Here is a 21,459-nt window from a genome sequence, read left to right on the forward strand (position 1 = left end):
TATTTTACAACCATGATCAGATGATAATACATCAAATATACTGAATGTGCATTATGATCCATTTTGTCCATATAATCAGTCCTTTCTATCCTTTCGACTGATTATAGTATACCACACTTTGTACCGAAGAACAAGCGTTCTATTTTCTTTTTTCTGCAATTCATCTCCCACCTGTAGAGGAAGGAGAATTCTTGCTAACTTTTATTAAAAACCTTAGAAATATGGACAAAATAATGAATTGTTCTTTCACCCTAATCCCTCTCCCTTTGATGCCAGTTTGACTGTTCAATGGACCAAGAGGGCGTGCGGCCGAAAAACACAAAAAAAGAAAACAAAAAGAGCTTATTCCAGCGTAAGGATAAGCTCCTTTCGTTTTCTGTTATTCATTCAGTGGACCGCACTCCACCTCAATCAGAAGAACGGTCCACCCTATCATCAAATCGGCTTATTCACCAACTTTAAGTTTCTGATAGTAGTCGTTGTAGATTGTCAGCGCATCGCCAACATCTTCCTGGAAGAATACATTTTCCTTGTAAGAGAAATCTCTTGCAGGGTCGTTCTTGTAATCATCAGATGCTGCTGCAACGGCTGCATCGTTCGGACAGGAGTATGGGAACTCTTCAAGGTTCTTAGCCATAACTTCAGCTGTGCAGATGTAGTTCAGGAATTTTTCTGCAAGATCTACATGTTTTGCACCTTTAGGCATAACAAAGAGGTCAATACCAAGCTGGATCGGATCGCTTGTGAAATCTGCAACTTTGATTGTGTTCTTTTCTTTCATAGCCCATGAAGCATTACCATCGTATGTAACAGCAACATTCGCTGTGCCATTTGTCAGGTTCTGTTCTGCATTACCATAAGCAACAACGTTTTCATTGAACTTCTGCAACCACTCGTAAGCTTCTGCGATTTCACTCTCATTTGTGGAGTTAGGATCATAACCAAGGGCAACAAGTGCGATTGGGAACAGATTTCTTGCGCCATCAATTGTAGAAATCTTCAGACCGGACTGAAGCAGATCATTGTAGCTGTGGATTTCAACAGGGCATGTTTCTGAATCATATACAACATAAATGTAGTTCATCAGATAAGGTACACAGTAACCCTTGGATACCCAGTATGTATCGTTGATGTTGGATGAATTCGGAATGTTGTCCAGATTCAGTTCTTCAACATAACCGCCTGCGATCAGGGATTTCATGTAAGCATCACATGTCATGATCAGGTCATATTCATCACCGCCGCCTGCTGTCAGTTTATTGATGGCATCAGCATTATCACTCATGTAAGAAAGATTCACCTTACAGTTGTTCTCCGTCTCAAAGTTCTTGATCAGATCATCAGAAATGTACTGCTGCCACATATAAATGTTCAGCTCAGAGCTTGCATCGCCGTCCTGAGCAGCTGCCTGTGTTTCACCGCTTTCTGCTCCGGCTTCTGTTGAAGCATTCGCAGTTTCGGATGCTGCTGCGGATTCTGTTTTGTTGGCATTACTGTTGCCACATGCTGCCATTGATAAAACCATGGCACCGGCAAGGACAGTTGCCAGTAATCTCTTTTTCATAATGAAAACCTCCTTATTTTACCCTTTTATGAAGGGCCCCTTGAATAATATTATTCAAAATCATCGCTGCTACGATGATAAGAACCATAATTGTCGCCAATGCATTAACATCCGGCGTTACACCTGTCTTGTTCATAGAAAGGATCAGGACAGGCAATGTGGACTGTTTGGCACCTGCCAGCATATTACTCATGACAACGTCATCAAATGACATTGTAAAGGACAGGAATGCCGCACTCATGACACCCGGGAAAATATTCGGCAGGGTCACACGAAGCAGGGTCTGTACCCGGTTAGCACCAAGATCCATGCTGGCCTCTTCCAAAGTCTCGTTGTCGCCGCTGATACGTCCTTTGATGGTGACGATGGCATATGGAATACAGAATGTACAGTGACCGATCAGAATGGTTCCTATCCCCATAGACACGCCGACTTTCAGGAAAATAATCAGCAATGCCACCGCCAGAACAATTTCCGGCACGATGATCGGAATATACAGCATATTGTCGATGAATTTCTTCATCTTGAATTCATATCGCTTCAAACCGAGGGCACCGATGGTACCGATAAATACGGAAATCAGAGTACTCAGTACCGCAATGATTAAACTGTAGATCAAACTGTCTACCAATGTAGAATTGGTAAAGAGCTTGGCGTACCACTGTGTGGTAAAACCATTCCAGTAATAGTTATACTTCTGATCATTAAAAGAGAAAACCATCATAACTGCCACCGGAATATACAAAAGGGCATACACCAGAAATGCATACACATTACTGATGATGTTCAGTCTTTTTCTTTTCTTGGCAATTTTCGACATTATACTACCTCCATATCTTCAATCTTCGCAAATCTTGTATAAATGAAGATAAGCAGCATAGTAATAACAATCAGCATTACAGACAGTGCTGCACCCAGCGGCCAGTTTCGGATGGAACCGAACTGGTTCTTGATAATATTACCAATGTATAAGATCTTGCCGCCGCCCAGCATATCAGTAACGGTGTAAATACCCAGGCTCGGGATAAATACAAGGATGATCGCTGAAAAAATACCCGGAAATGTGATTGGCAGCGTTACACGCATGAATGTAGTGGCTGCACTGGCACCCAGGTCTGCGGATGCCTCAATCAGAGACTTGTCCAGCTTCTCAATGGTACTGTAAAGCGGAAGCACCGCAAATGGCAGCATGTTGGTAATCAGACCAATCAGCACCAGCCCATCTGTATAAATAAATGTAATCGGTTCCTTGACAATGCCTGTTCCCACAAGGAAATTGTTGATCGGGCCACTTGTCTGGAACAAAAGCAGCCAGCTGTTCAAACGCATCAATGAATTCGTCCAGAACGGAATCATGATCAGCGTAATCAACTTCGCAGCTGTATCCTTCGGCTTATGGGCAATAATATAAGCCAACGGATATCCCAACAGCAGACAGAGAATCGTCGTAATCCCTGCTGCTTTCAGCGACTTCAAAATAACCTTAAAATATGTAGGATTAAGAATCGTTTTGTAGCTTTCTGTCGAAAACTTATAAACAACATCACCGAATACACCTCTGGACATAAAACTGATATAAATAATATACAGCATCGGAATGGTCACAAACAAAATCATCCAGACAGATACCGGGCCTGCCATGGCCAATGCCGGAAGCATATTCTTCTTTTTCTTATTGTTCATCAGACCGCCCCCTACATACTCTTCTTGATGGCAACGGCCTTCTCAGGTCTCCAGTAAACATAAACCTGATTGCCTTCTGCAATATCTGTATCCTGCTCAAAACGAGAATACTTAATCTCCTGACCGTTCTTAATATCGAGGGCTGTCTTGACAACCGTTCCCTGATAAATAAAATCCTTCACGGTGCCAGGCAAATCAAATCCTTCAACAGGCGTCTTGCTCACATCCATATATTCCGGACGGATAGCCACATGCATTTCCTCGCCAACTTCAAAATCAGCCCCGCATACCTGCATCATACCAGCCTCTGTCTGAACAGTCAACACATTGTCTTTCTTGTCTGTCACCTTACCATCAAAAATATTGGATTCGCCTATAAATCCGGCTACAAACTTTGTCTTCGGATGCTCATAAATCTCCATCGGTACATCTAACTGTTCCAGAACGCCATCATGCATAACCGCAATCCGATCACTCATGGTCAATGCCTCTTCCTGATCATGGGTAACATAGATAAATGTAATTCCCAGTTTCTTCTGAAGACGCTTCAATTCAATCTGCATCTGCTTACGCAGCTTCAAGTCAAGCGCACCCAAAGGTTCATCCAGAAGCAGTACCTTCGGTTTGTTGACCAGTGCTCTTGCAATCGCCACTCGCTGTTTCTGACCGCCGGAAAGCTCATCCGGCTTACGCTTCTCAAACCCTTCCAGCTGAACAAGTCTCAGCATCTCCATGACTCTTTCCTGAATCTCAGGCTTTGGTACTTTCTTGATCGTCAGTCCGTATGCTACATTATTAAAAACCGTCATATGTGGGAACAATGCATAATTCTGGAAAACAGTATTGACGTTTCTCTGAAACGGCTCCTTGTCTTCGATACGTTCGCCTTCGACCTTGATTACACCGGCTGATGCTTCCTCAAAACCTGCGATCATACGCAGTGTTGTTGTCTTTCCGCATCCCGATGGCCCTAAAAGTGTCAGAAACTCACCTTCAGCTATCTCAAGGTTCATTTTCTTAACAACCAGATTGGACCCGAATCTTTTCTCGACTCCCTCGAGAGAAATAATCGGATTGTTCATAATTTTTTCCACCTCATTTAATTATTTCAAATCGACCGTCCAAACCCTGCTTCCAAATGCCTCACAGCGCTATGAACAGTTACATTTTAAGCACGGGTTACCGCTTTAATATGATGCAACGACTCTACTCTTTAGTGTAGCAATTTTTTGGCCAAAGTGCAACATAATTTAAAATAAACTTGCCCTATCCTGTCAAAAATTGCCATATAGATTTTTGACAATTCACCTATCACGCAATGATTATTCAGAAACTTTCCACATCGTGTTTATTGGTATTTCTTTCCCGAGAATTCTATTACTCTTTTTGCCAGAATTTCCATCGGGTCAATATACCAGTCTGACAGTTTTTCATCATTCTTAATCACAGAAAGCTCTGTACAGGCCAGCAGCACACGGCTGCATCCGGCTTCCAGACAGGCATCTTCTATCTTCTGCCAGCTTGCCTTGTCACATGGCAGCCCTTTTTTAATACGATCATAAATCTGATGCATGACTTCTTTCTGAATATCTGCATCAGGTACCCATGGAATCAGATCTTCAGCCTCCAATGCACGCTGGTACAGTCCTGCTTTCACTGTTCCATCCGTTGCCAGTACCGCAACGACACTGCCCGGATGTAGACTGGCCACCTCTTTGGCCGATTCCCTGATCATGGATATAAAAGGAATTCTCAGTTCATGTTCAATCATATCCATAAAGAAATGTGCGGTATTGCATGTCACAACCACCGCCGTACAGCCATATTCCTCCAGAAACTTCGCATCCTCCATCAGTCTGTTATAAGGTGCATCATATTTCCCATCCAGAATAGCCCCTGTTCTGTCCGGCATCGTCACATCACTTAAAATAAGCAACGGCACATGATCCTGATCACATTCTGCCGCCGTATGTTCTGTTATCATTTTATAAAAAAGCTGTGAGGCCAGCGGCCCCATTCCGCCAATGACTCCTATTGCGTCTTTCAATCCATGTCCTCCTCTCGAACATTCTGAACAATATTATCATTATATTCTAACTACAAAAAAATAGCAATAAAATCAGTTGATGTATTTTGTTCTGCCATGGTATAATACCTGTGAAACAGCCTGAAATTTTAATTATTGATGGTTCTGAAGCCACAGCCTTCAGAAGAAAGGACTGAACATGAGCGATTTTGATGAAACTCTCAACGAAGAAGAACTGAATATTATTACACTGACCGATGAAGACGGCACAGACAAGGATTTTGAATTTCTGGATTTAATTGACTTAGATGATAAGGAATATGTTGTTCTTCTTCCGGTTGAAAGCGAAGATGAAAATGCAGACGGTGAAGTAATTATCCTTGAAGTCCACCCTCTGGATGAAGAAAACGAAGAATACCTCAGCATTGAGGATGCAACTACACTGAACAAGGTATTTGAAGTATTCAAAGAGAGATTCAAAGACGATTTTAATTTTGTCGATTAATTCATATGAAGGCAACAAGGAAACTGTGATTCCACCACTGAATCACAGTTTCCCTGTTATTTTATTTATTATCTGGTGCCATTATAAAACGAAGCGATGGGAATGTCAAAATATCCTTCAAAAACATATTCCGTCGGCCCCTCCATCAGCATCCGCCCATCGGCAAGATAAGCTGTGGTTAAGATGCCTCCGGGCTGCCTGACCTCCACATTTTCATCATATCTGCAATATCCCTGCCATACGGCCGCCGCTGTCACGGCACAGGCGCCGGTGCCGCAGGCCATAGTTTCTCCAGATCCACGCTCAACGACTCTCATTTTGATGTATTTTTCTCCGGTGACGGCTATTTTTTCAACGGCTGCGGCTTCGACATTAACGCCGTCTTCATTACCAGGCAAGGTATGGATCAATTCCGCTGCCTTCTTCAGCGGAAATGCTTCGACATTTTCTACAAAGAAAATACAATGACGGTTGCCTGCCGATACATACTGCACCGGAAAGCTGCCGCCTGTAAAATCTGTCCATTCTTCCTTTGCTTTTAACAGGACTCTCTGCTCCCCAAGGTTAGCCATTACACCCATGTCTACCCGAACAGATGTTATATGGTCTCCTTCATCCGTTTTTCTGATATAAACGGACCTTATGCCGCTGTCAGTCTGCACCTGAAAAGACTGATTCGTGCTAATGCCATGGTCATAGGCATAGCGTGCCGCACACCGGATACCATTACCGCACATGGCACCCCTTGAACCATCAGCATTATACATTTCCATCCGGAAAGCAGCTTCTTCTGAGGGCTGAATAAAAATTAAGCCGTCGGCACCGATTCCCGTATGCCTCCGGCTCATCATAACCGCCAGCCGTCCTTTTTGCTCCGACGGCCATGCTGCAGGCTTTGACATCCGACTGTCAAAGCCGTCCATATAAATATAGTCATTGCCCAATCCATGCATTTTTGTGAAGAAAAGGCGCATATTTTCACCCTTTTTCATTATTCTATGCATGCTGCGGCAATTGGTTCTAATGTTTATTTCTTTTTCTTCGCATAAATAAACATGCCGATTAAAATAATCACTACCACAAGGGCAATGACACCAAACTTCGGCAGCATTTCGCTCATTGAACCGGCTTCCTTGGATACAGCCGTTGCAGCTGTCAAAATATAATTCATTATCTTCCCTCCTTGATTTCTTCATCCTGGTTAATCGTTAAATGTAGCTATCACAAAATTCCTCCGCCGAGGCTGCCATAAACCGCTCCAATGATCCAAGTTCAAAGACCTGTATTCTCTTCTCGTCGCCGGCATGGCATTCCTTCTTCAAATGATCCAGTTCTCTGCAGATCATCTGCATATCCTGCAGGTTAACTTCCTCCGGCGGCGACATCGGAATGCTCTGCCATTTTGGTACTCTGAGGTGATATTTATGAATAAAGTAACCGTTGAGTTTTGTGTAATCTCCATAATAATAATCAATGGAAAAAAACTGACTCACCGGCACGCACTTCTGAAGCCGTTTGATCTCCACTTCCGCAATATGGGCTTTCCTATATTCCGGTTCCCCGGTACAGCCATAAAAGGCCATGACTGTCGGCCAATATTCCGTCACATAACGGGCATCCAGATGCAAATGCGCCAGATAGCCAAGCATCACCGGCTCATTCAGCCGCTGTCCGTATTTATCTGTAAAACGGGCCAAATCCGGTCCCAGTGCCAGACATTCCAGCTTATCCGGGTCCCAGAAATGTGAAAAACGCTTTTCCCCTTTTAATCTGGTATCCGGAAGCAGGGTACCCGTAAGAAAAGCCTGCTCAAAGGCATCATCAGTCTGCCTGAGCTTACGCATCTTGTCCAATATCAATTCTGCCTCTGCCAGATGAATCACATATCCCGGCATCCTGTCACCTCCGTTTTCGCAATCTGCCATCCATCACCGTTAAAAACTTCTTTCTCTTTGCCTGTCCCACACTTCAATGTGCAGGACATCACGCATCTAGTATACCATTTTCAGTCTACCTGACACAAGCCTAAAACACAGCGAAATGTTTGTCACCTTTTCGCCTATGTTACAACTTTTACATAACTATGTTACACATTTTGACTTTATTTGTCACGAAACCTGTGCTATAATTCAATCATACAAAAGATAAAACTTCTACGAAACACCAAAGATAAAGCACTTTGCAGTTACCATGAGAGAATCCCTTTATCCTCTTTAGAACACGAAAGACAAAGACTTCTCATAAAACACAAAAGATCTCACTCCTGATGATCCATTGCAAACCACAAAAGATACATTGCAAGCTGCAAATGATTCATTAGCAAACACAAAAGATGAATTACCAAAGACATCTACTTTATCAAACTACCAAAGACAAGTTTTTACATGCACAAAAGACAAACACCATGGCGCTTCCAATCGTCATGGTGTTTATCTTTTGTAATCTTCAAGACTCTCTGGTGAGTCCTGAGCGAAATTCGAGTCTGCTGTGCAGACCTGTTTCTTATTCGAATTTCTGCACTTCTATAAAGCCCTGTTAAAATCATCCCTCACATCCATTGTGCCCACAACCTTCTGCTTGGACAATGGCCGCTTGATCAGGAACCAGGCCAGACCACCCAGGAAGAAGATAAGCTGGAACCAGGATTCTGCCAGGTTATCCGGCGAGAAGGCAATCTGAATGACTGCCGGCCATTGCTTCAGCACTTCTCCGATGGCCAGCTCATAGTACTGTGCAATGAGATAGACCATTTCACAAAACAGATACAATACCATTGACAGAATACTGCAAAGGGTAACTGTCACCATGCCGGTCCTTCCGTAAGGCCCATGGAACAGCTTGTATCCGCCTAACGCTGCGAACGTTGCCAGGACAAAAAACCAACCATAAGATCTTTCTGCAAAGATGCCGATTGCCAGTGCAATCGCCATAAAGAGCACTGCACCTGCGAGAGCACCGATGATTCCCATGGCCAGATTGCCCTGACCGGACAACACAACATCCCTCGTCCTGTCTGTATGATACTGATGACACCGCACATGGACTCGCCTGTATTGATTATTATAAATGGCTGCCATATCACATTCGCCCTGTCCGCAGTAAGGACACTTGTCTTCCTCAACATAAGGAGCTGCGTACTGTTTGATAATCTCGCGGAGCGCACCATACTGCTCCACCACACGGTTCGGCTGTGACAATACTGTGGTTATGCGGCTTGTTTTCTTATCAAACCCGCACTTGACCCCTTTGACTGCCTTCATCTGCTCATTGAAGATCTCATGTTTCGCCTCATATACCCTCTCCGGCATATAGGCACTCACCTGAACATAATACCTGTCCTCTTTCAATGTCACCGGACAGCCGTCAATCACTTCCGCAGCAATACCACCGCTCCATGTCAACCCATAAGCTTCTGACAAAAGTTTGAATATCTTTGCCTGACTCATAACATTTCCCCCACATATTCTATTATTAGTCACTGACTGTCCATTCATTATATCAAGTTTCCAAATGCACTGCAACCATTTGCACTGCATATTCAGGCATCTCAAATACCGCCGGTCATTTTCTCACTGCGTATTCGAGCTTCTCAAATATCGCTGCGATTTTTACCATTACTTATCTAATCCAAAAAGTGCTGCACCCAGGGCGCCCACAATCTCCGGTTCCTTACAGATAAAAAGTTTACTGCCAAGCTTTTCCTCCACCGCTTTGACAACACCGGGATTTTTAGCAACACCGCCCGTCATCATAAATGTCTCATTTAATCCGACACGTTTCAACAAAGAATAGGATTTATTGGCAATGGCTTTATGCAGGCCATGAGCGATATCCGCTTTTTCTTTATTTAAAGCAATCAGAGAAATAACTTCCGATTCCGCAAAAACAGAACACATGCTGCTGATATCAATGTCTTCCTTCCATTTCAGGGATTCCGGCCCCATTTCACTGATATCCATTTCCAGTGTTCTTGCCATCATCTCGAGGAAACGTCCTGTGCCGGCAGCGCATTTATCATTCATAACAAAATCCACCACTTCGCCGTTTTCATTCAACCGAATGGCCTTGCTGTCCTGGCCGCCGATGTCGAGAATCGTCCGCACATCCGGATTAAAATAATGTGCGCCCCGTCCGTGACAGCTGATTTCTGTCACATTTTCATCTGCAAAAGGAATACTGACACGGCCATAACCTGTGGACACAATCAGAGAAATATCTTCCCGCTTTAATCCGGCTCTTTCAAGAATTTCCGACAAAATTCTCTCCGCACTCTCGCCGCTTTTCGCCCCAGTACGGACAACATCAAAAGCCACGATTTCTTTATTCTCATTTAAGATAACAGCATTAGTTGATGTCGAACCGCTGTCAATACCAAGTACATACATTTTTCCATCCTCCGCTTTTTTCAGACTCTTTTTGCCAATTGAGGCACCCTTCGCAATTTTCAGAGATTCAATAAAGGCCTCCACTCTCGTTCGAATCTGACCCTCACACTGCTTGGTGGCATCTGTCTCCACCATCAACATCGGGATATCCAAACGATGCTTCAAATCTGTGTACTCATAGGCATAGTTATCGCAAAACTGCACTGTATGATAAAGAATACCGTCTAACCGATCCCTGAAACCTTCCATATAATTCTCTCTGTTGACCGCCTTTACCATACGAAGACAAGGTACCTGATTCAGCAGCTGCCATGCATAAGCCTGCAGCAGATTGTCCGGTTCTACATGAAATTCCCGCTTAAGACCTGTACAGGTCATATCAAATAAAATATCCACGCCTCTGTTTTCCAACAAATCAATAATGCCCTTGCTGCATCTGGCACCCATCAGACCGATATGCACGGAAGCATTATTTTTCGGTGCGGTTCGAAGATTCTGCCCCGCTTCACGGCGTTCCAGCAGCTGTTTTAATACAATCTCATCAAAAGTTTTCCCTGAAAACGCTTCATAGGCATGCACCATATCCAGAATATTTTCGCGATACATATCCGTGGAAAAATCATTTACTTTTCTCGGCACGTCCAACAGATACAGGAATTTATCCGGACACTGCTGTTTCAGCACATCGTACAGACGTCGGATGCTGTCACAGCATGTGGTGAGCACAACTCCTTCATAATCCCCGGCCAGCACATCCTCCAGCACTGACTTGGTAAATGAGCAGATATTCGGATGCATCAATGTATCTGCCTGGTTGAAATTGGTCACTTCCGGCTGAATTCGTCTGATTTCGACACCCATGGCCTCAAAAACTTCCACCGGTGTATATTTACATACATATCCAATCATCAGTCCTTGTCCTCCTCAATATTGTCAATCAGCTCCAGAAATGCCTGCAGACGCGTCTTGATCTGTCCGTCATGACTGTTTCTTCGATCCAGGGCATCTCCGTCAAGAATCAGCATCGGTACATTTTCCTCACGCATGGCTTCTTTTAAAAGCATCACGCCGCCGGAGGACTGCTTGCAGCCCCAGTGGCAGAAATGAATCACCGCATCCGACTGAAATTCTTTGACAAGATGACGTATCATCTCAACCTTTCTCTCATACGGGCCATTATAAATATTCAAAATCATCTTTTTTGCCAGTGCTTCCAGAGGATGCGCTGCATCCAACGGTTCCATGTAATCCAGATTCAGATCACAGGCCTGAATGTAGTATTTCTCCTGATAATTCATATATTGCTGTAAAGTTTCCTGATAGTAAGGCATCAGATGTACCCACAAAATGCCCTTTCCATTAAATTCCGGATAAGTTTTGACATCTTCTGCCAGACATTTAAAGAAATCCAGAGTTTCCCGGGCACCGATATTCAAATGTGAGGCAAACAGCATATACAGATCCAATGTCATGGTATTTGGATAATATCTGTGCTTCTGTTCTTTCAAAAAGGCTTTGTAATATTCTTTTGATTCATTTTCACGTTGGATTGCCGCCTTCAGCTCATTCATATCCAGCTTCTGTCCGGTTTTTGTCTCCAGCAATTCGATCAGCTCCTGAAGCTGTCCCACCACATAACGCTCTGCTTCCGGCGAGTAAGTATTCGGAATATCCAGCACATAGCTTTCCACCTGATGTTTCTGTTCCATATGCCGAAATGTGTTGATATTGCCATCACAGATCATGGATGTAGTCACTGACATGGCTGCTTTCGGCAAGACACCGGAATCCACACCACCGATAAAATTCTTGTGATAGGAACAAAGTGTTGAAGCAATGCCCTCATTCTGTGCATAATCAATGAGATAATCTTCTATTTTAAAACCGGACATAAATGATGACAGACACTCCATGGACACACACTGCAGACCAAAGCACTGCATAATCTCCACCGGGGCAAAAATATTCGTCCAACAGGATTTCTCCGGATGATCCAGAGCCTTTAACACACTTTCCATCGCCAAATGGGTCAGCATACGAAAAGCCTTCGGCATCTCTTTATTCGGAAGCAGTTTTGTTCTTGCATTCTCCGCACGCAGACCCAGACGAATCATGGAGCGCGCACGTTCAGGCTTTACACCTGCTTTATCCTTGATCAATTCGCCATATTTTTTAACGTAATCCATACAAACTCCTTTGATATTAAAAGTAAAAATACTTTTCATATGGTAGCATGTTCACTGAGTAAAGTCAATGGCTCTGCTGAGGCTGCAGGCCATTCCAGTAATGCTCCAGGCCATCCAGACAGCAAAAAAGATGCCCGTGACTGACTTTTTCTGCCAATCACAGACACCTCTGTTATATCTTCATTACGCCCAATGTTTATGGATTCTAATATGAAATTCAGGTAACTATTCAGGTTGTTTTGCAAACATATTATTTATGCTGCCTTTTTCTCAATCAATGCCGCAATGGCCTCTTCCAGTGTACCGCCTTCAACTGCCAGCGGAACCCCCGGTGTTGTCATGATGTTGATGCCGCATCCCTTTGTCTGAAGCCACTGACAGTCTCTCTCAAGTCTGTCAGCATCCAACGCCAAGATATCCAGTACCATTCTCGCCTTGTTGCCCTCAGTTTCAATATAATCTTCAAACTCAGCCTGTTTCACTTCAACACTATCACCGGTTGTAACATCCAGCTTCGTGCCGCTGTAAACAGGAATCATCTTCACATTCTCGCACTCACCGAGCATTCGTCTGTATTCTTTCTCTGTCTCTCTCAGCTCATCGGTCTGTGCTCTGAACTTCTTCAAGGTCTCCATATCATCCAGATTGTTGTATCTGTCATCCTGAGTCCTCTTGTGGATTTCTTCCCTTGCCACCTTCAGGTTGACTTTGATTGCTCTGGCTTTGATCTCATCTCTGTAAAGCTGTTTCAGATACTCCGGCTTCTCGATAAATAAGATTGAATTGCCATCGATAAATACACTGTCTAATGTGTTCTGTCCTGTTAACATGTTCTGAACTGCTGTATTCTGTAAATTCACTTTAATCATAATCTTACCTCCGCTTTTACTACAATTTATTTTTATTCAGTAGATATTGCATAGAAGTAATGGCCGTTACTTATGTATTTTTTTCTGTACAATCATTATAGCACGATTCAAGAAGGATGGAACACCTAATTTGGCCAAATCAGACACAGCCTTCAATGTGTCTATTGTTGACACCGCAATTAACAATGTACTGATATTTATACAATTGATTCCTGGTTTATTATTTTGAAAAATGTTACATAAAGCAGATAATACACGGTAAAATCAAGGTTTCACCATGTCTTATGCATCATATTATTCCGACAAACTTTTGCCAAGATTGTCTATAAAGTGGACATTCTGAAAGATTTGTAACAAAATCTGCTCAATCGTTTCCAAACACGAAAAAAGCACCGCCCCCGCAGCTCCTATGTCTGCAAAAACAGTGCTTTTGATGCGCCTTCAGGGGCTCGAACCCTGGACACCCTGATTAAGAGTCAGGTGCTCTACCAACTGAGCTAAAAGCGCTTACCTGTCATCCGAAGTGATTACCTCAGCGACGCTATTAATCTTACCGCAGAAATCTCTTTTTGTCAACAACTTTTTTAAAGTTTTTTTGTTTTTTTCAAATTTTTTTCAGAGTTTCCTTTTTCCTGTTGGCACAGCACCCTTTTCTGACCGTAGCCCGTCCTCTATCATCGCTTTCATCATCTGTTAGTTATCTGTTTTTGGCAAAAATTTATTTTGCATCTTGTATTTAGCATATCAAAGCGCATATAATAGAAACAGTATCTTTTGATGACCAAAGCATCCCAACAGATGCCTGGTTCTGTCCCTATATTTATTTTACCGGAGGCGAAACACACATTATGGCGTTACCAGAACACACACGGCAGCCCGCTCCTAATTCCGAGAAAAGTTCCGGAAAGAAAAAGAAGTTTGAATCCAACAACAAATACTTTTCCATATGTACTTATGTAGTTGCAACTTTTACAATCTGCCTGATCATTTTCAAGTTTATCAACAACTGGAGAGACATGCAGATCTATACATCTTCGATTTTATCGACATTGTCACCATTTTTGATTGCATTTCTGATTGCTTACTTTATCAACCCGTTGGTAAACAGGATTGACCACATCCTTTTCAGCCGGACAGCCTCTCAGAAGTTTGCAAAGCTGCACAAGTTCCTTTCTCTGCTGCTGGCCTATGTCATTGTCATCGGCTTTATTGCCCTTGTGCTGACATTTGTTATTCCACAGATTGTTGAAAGTATTCTGGAACTGATTCGTCAGTCATCCTCTTTGTATGACACGATCATGACGAATCTGAATCTGTTGAATGAACGTTACCCGAATATTGATTTTGCTTATATCATCGACACCATCAACAATGCGCTGCCGAATGCTATCAATTCGGTTCAGGCAGTGATGACCGACATCGTACCGATGATCTACAATGCCGGTATGTCCATTATCAGCTGGATTATCAATATCATTCTGGCCTTTGTTATTTCGTGTTATCTGATGTCCAGCAAGCATCGGATCATCCACGGTATGAAACGCATTATCTATGCATTATTTGACCAGGAGACCGCCTATAAGGTCATTTTCACAATTAAAGAATGCAACCACATCTTCGGTCAGTATATCATCGGCAAAGCACTGGATTCGCTGATCATCGGCATTATCTGCTTTGTACTCATGTGCATTCTGCATCTGCAGTACCCACTGCTTATCAGTATCATCGTCGGCATTACCAATATGATCCCGTACTTCGGTCCATTTATCGGGGCTATTCCGGGACTGATCATTTTATTGATCATCTCTCCGAAACAGGCTTTAATTTTCCTGATTCTTATTTTCCTGCTGCAGCAGTTTGACGGAACCATCCTCGGTCCGAAGATTCTCGGAGATTCCACAGGACTTTCCCCAATCTGGATTATTTTTGCCATCACAGCAGGCGGCGCTACATGCGGCGTTGTGGGCATGTTCCTGGGTGTTCCGATTATCGCCGTACTTGTTTATCTGATGAATCATATCTTTGATTATATGCTCTATAAAAAGCACCTGAAGACTGATTTGTCTAATGTCATCATTCCGGAGATCAATCCTGATAATGTCTTCATACCAAAAGACTTTGATGCCTCAAAAGCCAATGACCCAAAAGCAGCTTCTGATGCCTCTGATACCTCATCGAGCAAAGAAAACTCACACTAAAAAGGCAAATTGCCTTTAAAACTAGTCGACAAAAAGGCTGTGAAAGATGAATCGTTTCTGATTCATTCTTCACAGCCTTTTTATTGGATGAAAACCTGTCTCCGGCTTTTCTTATTTCTGAATCATCACCGCCAAAGGTGCCGGCATCTGACCTGTTCATAGCACGAGTCATTCTCAGCAAGATTGACAGAAGCACCCATTTCCTGCAAAATCTCTATGGCAATCATTGCATTGATCTCATTATCTTCCGCTAACAGAATGCGGCGACCTCGGAAAGCATCCTCATAATCTGCCTCTTCGGTCTTCACGGCTGTCTGTGTCTGCACATCCGCATGTTCTTCCATGGATGCCTCCGGCAAACGAAGAAATACCTAAAAATCAGAGCCCTTATCCGGAACGCTCTCCACAATAATCTCACCTTCTTTGGTAAACTTCACCGCATTGGACAGAAAATTGATATCGTTGTATTGCCTGATCCAGTCTGTGCATTTCATCCTCTGTCAGCTGCCATTCAAGTCCTGCACAGTTTTCCTCCACCTTCTTCCGGCTCTGAGCCCCCGCAATACATGACGTGATAAAAGGCTGCTGCAATGTCCAGTTCACAGCAATCTGAGCCAACGGAACGCCTCTTTCCGACGCTATGGCATCCATCACTTCCAACAGTTCCATGACCTTTGAAAAAAGTGGCTCCCTGAAATATGGATAAAAGCGATTCCTATTATCCGTCTCGCCAAATGTTCGCACTTCCCTGTATGTTCCTGTCAAAATACCTCCGCCAAGGGTCCCGTAACTCATAATTCCCATGCCTTGCGCCGCAGCCCACCGGATGACTGCCTCATTATCCCCGTCCAGCATGGAGTACTGCGGCTGATAGGCCTCGATTTCACAATACTTTCCCGCCTCTTCTATCTGTTCTTTTGTAAAATTGGAAACACCAGCATGCAGGATCTTGCCTTCCTTTTTCAACTGAGCCACCGCACCAATGGTTTCCTCCATCGATACATTCGGATCCGGCCAATGCACCAGATACAAATCAATATAATCCGTCTGAAGATTTCTGAGAGACTCCTCACACTGTCTGCGGATCAATGCTTCCGAGCCGCAGCGGATATATTTACCGTCCACATATTTATTGCCGCACTTTGTCGTTAGAATAACATGTTTCCGGGCCCCCAGACAATGCAGTGTCTCGCCGATATATTGCTCTGCTCTTCCTGCATTATACGCCGGTGCTGTATCAATAAAATTAATGCCACAATCAAGAGCCGCTTTGATTGCATCCATTCTCTCCTCATCTGAGTGTGCATCCCAACCGGCGCCACCGATGCCCCATGTTCCAAGACAAATCTCGGAAACTTCCAGTCCTGTTTTGCCAAACTTCTTATACCGCATGATATTCCTCCTTCAATGCCTTATCATTTGTTTCCTATTATATTATGATCGCCATTCGCCGTTCGCGATGAACAAGCATTGCTTGCTCCCGCTCACTAACGCTCATTATATCATATTTGCATCTTTATCGACTTTTTGCACTGCCATATTTTTATTTTTCCTATTTTTATGCTCCAATTACTGGTCCATGCCAAAATAGCTGAGCATCCCTTCATAAATACCTCTTGCGAATTCCGACTGCATGGTCTCAAGCTTCCCTGCATCCCCTGCATTGGTCAGATAAGCCAGTTCCACCAGAACCGCCGGCATGTTGGTTCTTCTGAGCACATACAGCGACGGATTTGCCCGAACGCCATTATCTTTGGTTCCCACAATATTAACAACGGCATTTAATATGTGCTGTGCCAGATAATAGGACTGAGTATATTTGCGGTAGACATAGACCTCTGTCCCATTAATAGCAGGATCTGTATTGGCATTAGCATGAATACTGACAAAATAATCTGCCGGCCATGCATTTGCCGCTCGCACCCTTGCCGCCAGACTTGTCGCATTGCTAGTCCCCAGACGTTCTTCCGGGGTATTCCGTGACAGGCGGACTTCAAAACGTTCATCCGCCCGCAAAAGCGCTGCCAAATCTTTTCCTACCTGATAAGTTATATCCTGCTCTTTCAGTCCAAAGCCCTCCGCGCCGGTATTCGGTCCCGAAGGATTATGTCCCTGATCAATAAATATCTTTATGGCCATCTGTTATACCCACCATTCCAAATTCATATATCAGCATATGCATCAGATACTTTCTGTGTGCATTGACATCAGACAGCGTGAATGTTACTCTAAACATCAGGAGATATATTTCAAAGAAAAAGAGGTTTTAACCAATGAGTAATTTTATGTTCAGCCTGAATGCAACACTGCCGGTCTTTCTGGTTATTGTTCTTGGCTGGTTTTTAATGCAGAAAAAGATGTTCAACGAGAATTTTGTTGATATCATCAACAAGTTTGTCTTCAAAGTATCATTGCCCGTCCTGTTGTTCAAAGACATTGCCACCACACCGATCAGAGATGCTTTCGACCCGAAATTTGTCATTTTCTGTATGGTTGGCACCACCATCATGTTTATGGGCATCTGGGCATTGACAAGCATCTTTATGAAGGACAAGTCTATGGTGGGCGCTTTCACCCAGGCCTCCGCCCGGGGCAGCGCCGCCGTTCTCGGAATTGCCTTTGTCCAGAATATCTATGGCAATTCCGGTATGACACCGCTGATGATCGTTTCTGCCGTACCTCTGTACAATATTTATTCCGTCATCATTCTGACGTTTTGCGCCAACAATCAGGATCACTCAGACAAAGCGGCCACCATCAAACACGCCTTCAAAAATATCCTGACCAATCCGATCATTCTCGGCATCGCTGCAGGTGTGCCTTTTTCTCTGCTGAATATCGAGCTGCCGCCTCTGGTATTAAAAACAGTGACAAATGTTGCCCAGACAGCCACGCCGATGGCACTGCTTGCTGTAGGTGCCGGTTTCGAAGGCCGCAAAGCCATCAAGAAACTGAAACCGACCATGATCGCCACCTTTATCAAACTGGTGGCCCTACCAGCCATCTATTTTCCATTTGCCATTGCCATGGGCTTCCGCGAAAGTGCTCTGGTGGCCATCCTCATTATGGTTGGTTCTCCGACAACGGTTACCTGTTACATCATGGCCAAAAACATGGGCAATGACGGTGTTTTGTCCTCCAGTATCATTGTCATGGCAACTCTGTTGTCCTCCGTCACACTGACTTTCTGGATCTTCCTTTTAAAAAGCATGGGACTGATCTGAATTTGAAAATTTTTCCGTACATAATGAAACGGCCACTGCGCACAATAGATACGTAAACATTGTAATGATTCCTTCACAGCATGGCAAATAATGCCTTTGAAGCATTCAATCTGTAATGTTTCGTGTGACGTTTTCATTACATGTAATTTTTCACAGGAGGTCACACTATGGACGAATTATCAGTATTGGATTTGCAGAATCTCCGCCATCTCATCGGCGGCTACGAAACCTCTCACAAGAAAATGATGGAATATGCTTCCGGCGCTTCCGATCCTCAGATCAAGCAGTTTTTCCAGAAATCTGCCCAGTCGGCCATGCAGAACAAACAGCAGCTCATGCAGTTTTTCCATTAAAGGAGGTTTTTGAAAATGATCGATGAAAAAACAATGGTTGCCGACACACTGGCCGGCATCAATGGCGAATTAACACGATTTGGTGAAATGATTCCGCAAACAGAAAACAAACAGCTGAAACAGACATTAAAACAGCTTAGAAATGCCTGCGAGACTTCCCAGGAGGAAATCTATCAGCTGGCAAGAGCCCATCAGTATTATGTGCCGGCTGAAAAGGCCAGCACTCAGGAAATCCAGCATGTAAAGAATATTCTGACACAGGGATAATCTAATCTCATCCTGATCATTCCAAATCCTGCCGTGCTGTAAAAAAAGCTCCGAAACTCAGGTGCGCAGTCATCCAACACCTGTCTTCGGAGCTTTTCTTTTTCTTTCTGTCTGATCAGACTGTTTTCTCTTTTGAAGCTTAATTTCTTTAAATGCGCTGTAACGGACGTACATCTACGCGATTATCATTCATGGTTGTTGCCGCACCGATATCTGACAGTCTGCCATGGGTCAGTGTATTAAACCCGCTGCCGTTCTGCGTCTGATGGCCGGCAAAAATCCCTTCAGATACCGCATTGCCCGCGGCCACCCGGTCATCTACCCGGGCTGTAAACTGCACTTCACCCAGCTCATTAAAGGCCATCACCGGCATACCGTCTGTGATCTGCCGTGTACCAGCATCCTCCGGATTCAGCCACAGCGTCATTTCCTTGCGGGATGCCATCAGATGCTCTCTGTCAAGGAATGTAGAGTTAAGACTCCACACACTTGGAGCGGCCACCAGATGCAGCGGATAGTCCTGACATTTTCCGCTGTAACCTGCCGTATAATGCGGCATCGGTTCTGCCAGTTTCTCATTGACGATCAGCATTTTGCCGGTTTCAGTGCCAAAGGCCAGATGATCTGAAAATGGCAACGCAATAGAACCGCCCTGTCGGAGCGTTTCCTTCGCCTCATCGGAAGTCTCTGCAATCGCCCTGGTCGGATGACTCAGCAAAATATCCAGCATCTCATTCTCTGACCGGTCAAAATAATCATCCGCATACCCCATACCTTTTGCCAGAAGGCAGAATGTATCCCAGTTGCTCCTGCATTCTCCCGGTGCATCCACCAGTTTACGGCCTGTACTCAGTGTACAATACCCATAAGCCCGATAAATATCCGTCTGTTCCACAGAAAATGTGGCCGGCAGTACAATATCCGCATATCTGGCAGTATCTGTCATAAAGCGTTCATGCACAACGGTAAATAAATCTTCCCGTTCAAGTCCCCGGATAATCAGCTGCTGATCACTGACTGTATTGGCCGGATTGCATCCATACACATAAAATCCCCGAACTGCCTCTTTGCCTTCCATGGCAAGGGCCTGCCCGATCTGATTGATATTGATCTTTCTTGCCGGCTTCTTTCGGAAATCCGGACGGGTGATCAGCGATTTATTCACATAATCCGTATCAATCGGCGTACAGCCACATAATCCGCCGCCAGGATGCTGCCATGCCCCGGTCAGCGCGGATAAAATCGTAATCAGACGCACCGTCATACCGCCATTGCCTTGGCGGGAATTGCCGCTGCCCAGTATAATGGCCGGTGCCTTGGCCTGACCAAATTCTCTGGCCAGCTGCCGGATCACTTCTGCCGGAATACCGGTTTCACTCTCAGCCCATTCCGGGGTATAGACATCCAGTGTCTCTGCAAATGCCGGATATCCACTGGTATACTTCTCCACAAAAGATTTATCCACCAAATGTTCATTCTTAAGCACATGCATCATGGATAAAGCCAGTGCCCCGTCTGTTCCCGCCTTGATGGTGATCACCTGGTCACAGTACGCTGCCGTCGGGTTCGGATACACATCGATCAATATTTTCTTCTTATGTCTGTTGGCCGGTTTCTGCAGATCCGCCAGAGTCTGCAGTCTTGTGGCTACCATATTACAGCTCCAGATCAGATACAGATCACTGTCGTTTAACTCTGTCGGCTCAAGACATCCGGTTTTGCCCACAACCGCATCATAGCCGGCACCTTTTGCCGATGAACACAGTGTTTTGACAAGTTCCGACGCACCCATGCGGTTAAAAAAAGCATCTCCGCAGTTACGTTGAATATCGCTCATGACGCCGGAATAGACACAGGGTAAAATCGCCTCGGCACCCCATTTCTCTATAATTGCTTTAAACTGATCTGTAATCTCCCTTACTGCCTCATCCCAGCTAATGGGCTCAAACTTTGCTTCACCCTTTCTGCCCACACGACGCAGAGGTGTCCTCAGCCTGTCTGCTGAATAAATATCCTGCTCATAGTGCTGCATCTTGCGGCAAATGCCGTTCTTTGACACCGGATGTGTCTTATCATTCTTCACTTTGATCAATCTGCCGTCTTCAATCTCTGCCTCAAGTCCACAGGTGGAAGGGCAGTCATACGGGCAGGACATTTTATGAATTGTTGTCGCCATCTTATATCCGTCCTTTATCATCT

At 44.3% G+C, this 21,459-nt stretch carries 21 protein-coding genes, 1 tRNA gene and 1 pseudogene; 5 read left to right on the forward strand and 18 right to left on the reverse strand.

The window, feature by feature from the left end; translation table 11 throughout:
- The 6 genes and pseudogenes from NBH03_RS16220 to cuyB all read right to left on the reverse strand — a co-directional run.
- A pseudogene (locus tag NBH03_RS16220) lies at nucleotides 1-71 on the reverse strand (IS200/IS605 family transposase); the annotation flags it as partial.
- 374 nt (nucleotides 72-445) lie between these two features.
- Nucleotides 446-1,564, reverse strand: a complete 1,119-nt coding sequence (locus NBH03_RS11455) for a polyamine ABC transporter substrate-binding protein (RefSeq protein ID WP_178440072.1) — start codon at nucleotides 1,562-1,564, stop codon at nucleotides 446-448.
- Nucleotides 1,565-1,577: 13 nt separating this feature from the next.
- Nucleotides 1,578-2,384, reverse strand: coding sequence for an ABC transporter permease (locus NBH03_RS11460; RefSeq protein ID WP_250799655.1), 807 nt, complete (start codon nucleotides 2,382-2,384; stop codon nucleotides 1,578-1,580).
- On the reverse strand, nucleotides 2,384-3,247 hold the full coding sequence (locus NBH03_RS11465) for an ABC transporter permease (protein ID WP_117528898.1): 864 nt from the start codon (nucleotides 3,245-3,247) through the stop codon (nucleotides 2,384-2,386). Before NBH03_RS11465 ends, NBH03_RS11460 begins: the two co-directional genes overlap by 1 nt.
- Before the next feature lie 11 nt (nucleotides 3,248-3,258).
- Nucleotides 3,259-4,329 carry an ABC transporter ATP-binding protein gene (locus NBH03_RS11470; protein ID WP_117539293.1) on the reverse strand — a complete coding sequence of 357 codons (1,071 nt, stop codon included), beginning with the start codon at nucleotides 4,327-4,329 and terminating at the stop codon, nucleotides 3,259-3,261.
- A gap of 266 nt (nucleotides 4,330-4,595) precedes the next feature.
- Nucleotides 4,596-5,294: a cysteate racemase gene (gene cuyB, locus NBH03_RS11475; RefSeq protein ID WP_215631865.1), complete on the reverse strand. Its 699-nt coding sequence runs from the start codon at nucleotides 5,292-5,294 to the stop codon at nucleotides 4,596-4,598.
- A gap of 178 nt (nucleotides 5,295-5,472) precedes the next feature.
- On the opposite strand from cuyB, the gene NBH03_RS11480 reads away from it, so the two are divergent.
- Nucleotides 5,473-5,778, forward strand: coding sequence for a DUF1292 domain-containing protein (locus NBH03_RS11480; RefSeq protein ID WP_015513190.1), 306 nt, complete (start codon nucleotides 5,473-5,475; stop codon nucleotides 5,776-5,778).
- A 68-nt stretch (nucleotides 5,779-5,846) separates the two neighbouring features.
- Here the strand turns inward: NBH03_RS11480 and dapF are convergent, their stop codons facing one another.
- The 8 genes from dapF to NBH03_RS11520 form a co-directional block, all read right to left on the reverse strand.
- Nucleotides 5,847-6,770, reverse strand: coding sequence for a diaminopimelate epimerase (gene dapF / locus NBH03_RS11485; RefSeq protein WP_250799656.1), 924 nt, complete (start codon nucleotides 6,768-6,770; stop codon nucleotides 5,847-5,849).
- A gap of 35 nt (nucleotides 6,771-6,805) precedes the next feature.
- The gene (locus NBH03_RS11490; RefSeq protein WP_015513188.1) at nucleotides 6,806-6,949 is read right to left on the reverse strand and encodes a hypothetical protein; all 144 of its coding nucleotides are present in this window, start codon (nucleotides 6,947-6,949) and stop codon (nucleotides 6,806-6,808) included.
- A gap of 37 nt (nucleotides 6,950-6,986) precedes the next feature.
- A complete protein-coding gene (locus tag NBH03_RS11495) occupies nucleotides 6,987-7,673 on the reverse strand; it encodes a hypothetical protein (RefSeq protein WP_117528903.1) in 687 nt (228 codons plus the stop codon).
- Between the two features lie 627 nt (nucleotides 7,674-8,300).
- Nucleotides 8,301-9,224: a hypothetical protein gene (locus tag NBH03_RS11500; protein WP_250799657.1), complete on the reverse strand. Its 924-nt coding sequence runs from the start codon at nucleotides 9,222-9,224 to the stop codon at nucleotides 8,301-8,303.
- Between the two features lie 168 nt (nucleotides 9,225-9,392).
- A complete protein-coding gene (locus tag NBH03_RS11505) occupies nucleotides 9,393-11,072 on the reverse strand; it encodes an acyl-CoA dehydratase activase (RefSeq protein WP_250799658.1) in 1,680 nt (559 codons plus the stop codon).
- Nucleotides 11,072-12,349 carry a 2-hydroxyacyl-CoA dehydratase subunit D gene (locus NBH03_RS11510; RefSeq protein WP_250799659.1) on the reverse strand — a complete coding sequence of 426 codons (1,278 nt, stop codon included), beginning with the start codon at nucleotides 12,347-12,349 and terminating at the stop codon, nucleotides 11,072-11,074. Before NBH03_RS11510 ends, NBH03_RS11505 begins: the two co-directional genes overlap by 1 nt.
- Before the next feature lie 254 nt (nucleotides 12,350-12,603).
- On the reverse strand, nucleotides 12,604-13,218 hold the full coding sequence (locus NBH03_RS11515) for a hypothetical protein (protein ID WP_250799660.1): 615 nt from the start codon (nucleotides 13,216-13,218) through the stop codon (nucleotides 12,604-12,606).
- A 434-nt stretch (nucleotides 13,219-13,652) separates the two neighbouring features.
- Nucleotides 13,653-13,725: transfer RNA gene (locus NBH03_RS11520), tRNA-Lys, on the reverse strand.
- A gap of 341 nt (nucleotides 13,726-14,066) precedes the next feature.
- Here NBH03_RS11520 and NBH03_RS11525 point away from each other — a divergent pair.
- Nucleotides 14,067-15,416 (forward strand): AI-2E family transporter, encoded by a 1,350-nt coding sequence (locus tag NBH03_RS11525; RefSeq protein ID WP_227083401.1) that lies wholly within the window; start codon nucleotides 14,067-14,069, stop codon nucleotides 15,414-15,416.
- 125 nt (nucleotides 15,417-15,541) lie between these two features.
- On the opposite strand, the gene NBH03_RS11530 is transcribed toward NBH03_RS11525, so the two are convergent.
- From NBH03_RS11530 to NBH03_RS11540, 3 genes are all read right to left on the reverse strand, one after another.
- Complete coding sequence (locus tag NBH03_RS11530; protein ID WP_250799661.1) at nucleotides 15,542-15,760, reverse strand: response regulator; 219 nt, start codon at nucleotides 15,758-15,760, stop codon at nucleotides 15,542-15,544.
- 70 nt (nucleotides 15,761-15,830) lie between these two features.
- Nucleotides 15,831-16,808, reverse strand: a complete 978-nt coding sequence (locus NBH03_RS11535; RefSeq protein WP_250799662.1) for an aldo/keto reductase — start codon at nucleotides 16,806-16,808, stop codon at nucleotides 15,831-15,833.
- A gap of 177 nt (nucleotides 16,809-16,985) precedes the next feature.
- On the reverse strand, nucleotides 16,986-17,555 hold the full coding sequence (locus NBH03_RS11540; protein WP_250799663.1) for an N-acetylmuramoyl-L-alanine amidase family protein: 570 nt from the start codon (nucleotides 17,553-17,555) through the stop codon (nucleotides 16,986-16,988).
- 134 nt (nucleotides 17,556-17,689) lie between these two features.
- Between NBH03_RS11540 and NBH03_RS11545 the strand changes: the two genes are divergently transcribed.
- The 3 genes from NBH03_RS11545 to NBH03_RS11555 all read left to right on the forward strand — a co-directional run bounded on the left by NBH03_RS11545 (nucleotide 17,690) and on the right by NBH03_RS11555 (nucleotide 19,260).
- The gene (locus NBH03_RS11545; protein WP_250799664.1) at nucleotides 17,690-18,640 is read left to right on the forward strand and encodes an AEC family transporter; all 951 of its coding nucleotides are present in this window, start codon (nucleotides 17,690-17,692) and stop codon (nucleotides 18,638-18,640) included.
- Between the two features lie 167 nt (nucleotides 18,641-18,807).
- Entirely contained in the window at nucleotides 18,808-18,993 is a 186-nt protein-coding gene (locus tag NBH03_RS11550; RefSeq protein WP_015513177.1) for a hypothetical protein, read from the forward strand.
- Nucleotides 18,994-19,011: 18 nt separating this feature from the next.
- Nucleotides 19,012-19,260: a spore coat protein gene (locus tag NBH03_RS11555; RefSeq protein ID WP_117539378.1), complete on the forward strand. Its 249-nt coding sequence runs from the start codon at nucleotides 19,012-19,014 to the stop codon at nucleotides 19,258-19,260.
- 148 nt (nucleotides 19,261-19,408) lie between these two features.
- Here NBH03_RS11555 and NBH03_RS11560 read toward each other — a convergent pair whose 3' ends face one another.
- A complete protein-coding gene (locus NBH03_RS11560; protein WP_250799665.1) occupies nucleotides 19,409-21,436 on the reverse strand; it encodes a molybdopterin-containing oxidoreductase family protein in 2,028 nt (675 codons plus the stop codon).
- Nucleotides 21,437-21,459 lie beyond the last annotated feature (23 nt).

This window comes from Coprococcus intestinalis (assembly GCF_023656595.1).
Classification (GTDB): domain Bacteria; phylum Bacillota; class Clostridia; order Lachnospirales; family Lachnospiraceae; genus Coprococcus_A; species Coprococcus_A intestinihominis.

What these genes read in the sequence shown, in the direction of transcription:
- NBH03_RS11455 (WP_178440072.1), bottom strand. Translation starts at nt 1,564, where the DNA reads ATGAAAAAGAGATTACTGGCAACTGTCCTTGCCGGTGCCATGGTTTTA.
- NBH03_RS11460 (WP_250799655.1), bottom strand. Translation starts at nt 2,384, where the DNA reads ATGTCGAAAATTGCCAAGAAAAGAAAAAGACTGAACATCATCAGTAAT.
- NBH03_RS11465 (WP_117528898.1), bottom strand. Translation starts at nt 3,247, where the DNA reads ATGAACAATAAGAAAAAGAAGAATATGCTTCCGGCATTGGCCATGGCA.
- NBH03_RS11470 (WP_117539293.1), bottom strand. Translation starts at nt 4,329, where the DNA reads ATGAACAATCCGATTATTTCTCTCGAGGGAGTCGAGAAAAGATTCGGG.
- NBH03_RS11480 (WP_015513190.1), top strand. Translation starts at nt 5,473, where the DNA reads ATGAGCGATTTTGATGAAACTCTCAACGAAGAAGAACTGAATATTATT.
- dapF (WP_250799656.1), bottom strand. Translation starts at nt 6,770, where the DNA reads ATGAAAAAGGGTGAAAATATGCGCCTTTTCTTCACAAAAATGCATGGA.
- NBH03_RS11490 (WP_015513188.1), bottom strand. Translation starts at nt 6,949, where the DNA reads ATGAATTATATTTTGACAGCTGCAACGGCTGTATCCAAGGAAGCCGGT.
- NBH03_RS11495 (WP_117528903.1), bottom strand. Translation starts at nt 7,673, where the DNA reads ATGCCGGGATATGTGATTCATCTGGCAGAGGCAGAATTGATATTGGAC.
- NBH03_RS11500 (WP_250799657.1), bottom strand. Translation starts at nt 9,224, where the DNA reads ATGAGTCAGGCAAAGATATTCAAACTTTTGTCAGAAGCTTATGGGTTG.
- NBH03_RS11505 (WP_250799658.1), bottom strand. Translation starts at nt 11,072, where the DNA reads ATGATTGGATATGTATGTAAATATACACCGGTGGAAGTTTTTGAGGCC.
- NBH03_RS11510 (WP_250799659.1), bottom strand. Translation starts at nt 12,349, where the DNA reads ATGGATTACGTTAAAAAATATGGCGAATTGATCAAGGATAAAGCAGGT.
- NBH03_RS11515 (WP_250799660.1), bottom strand. Translation starts at nt 13,218, where the DNA reads ATGATTAAAGTGAATTTACAGAATACAGCAGTTCAGAACATGTTAACA.
- NBH03_RS11525 (WP_227083401.1), top strand. Translation starts at nt 14,067, where the DNA reads ATGGCGTTACCAGAACACACACGGCAGCCCGCTCCTAATTCCGAGAAA.
- NBH03_RS11530 (WP_250799661.1), bottom strand. Translation starts at nt 15,760, where the DNA reads ATGGAAGAACATGCGGATGTGCAGACACAGACAGCCGTGAAGACCGAA.
- NBH03_RS11535 (WP_250799662.1), bottom strand. Translation starts at nt 16,808, where the DNA reads ATGCGGTATAAGAAGTTTGGCAAAACAGGACTGGAAGTTTCCGAGATT.
- NBH03_RS11540 (WP_250799663.1), bottom strand. Translation starts at nt 17,555, where the DNA reads ATGGCCATAAAGATATTTATTGATCAGGGACATAATCCTTCGGGACCG.
- NBH03_RS11545 (WP_250799664.1), top strand. Translation starts at nt 17,690, where the DNA reads ATGAGTAATTTTATGTTCAGCCTGAATGCAACACTGCCGGTCTTTCTG.
- NBH03_RS11550 (WP_015513177.1), top strand. Translation starts at nt 18,808, where the DNA reads ATGGACGAATTATCAGTATTGGATTTGCAGAATCTCCGCCATCTCATC.
- NBH03_RS11560 (WP_250799665.1), bottom strand. Translation starts at nt 21,436, where the DNA reads ATGGCGACAACAATTCATAAAATGTCCTGCCCGTATGACTGCCCTTCC.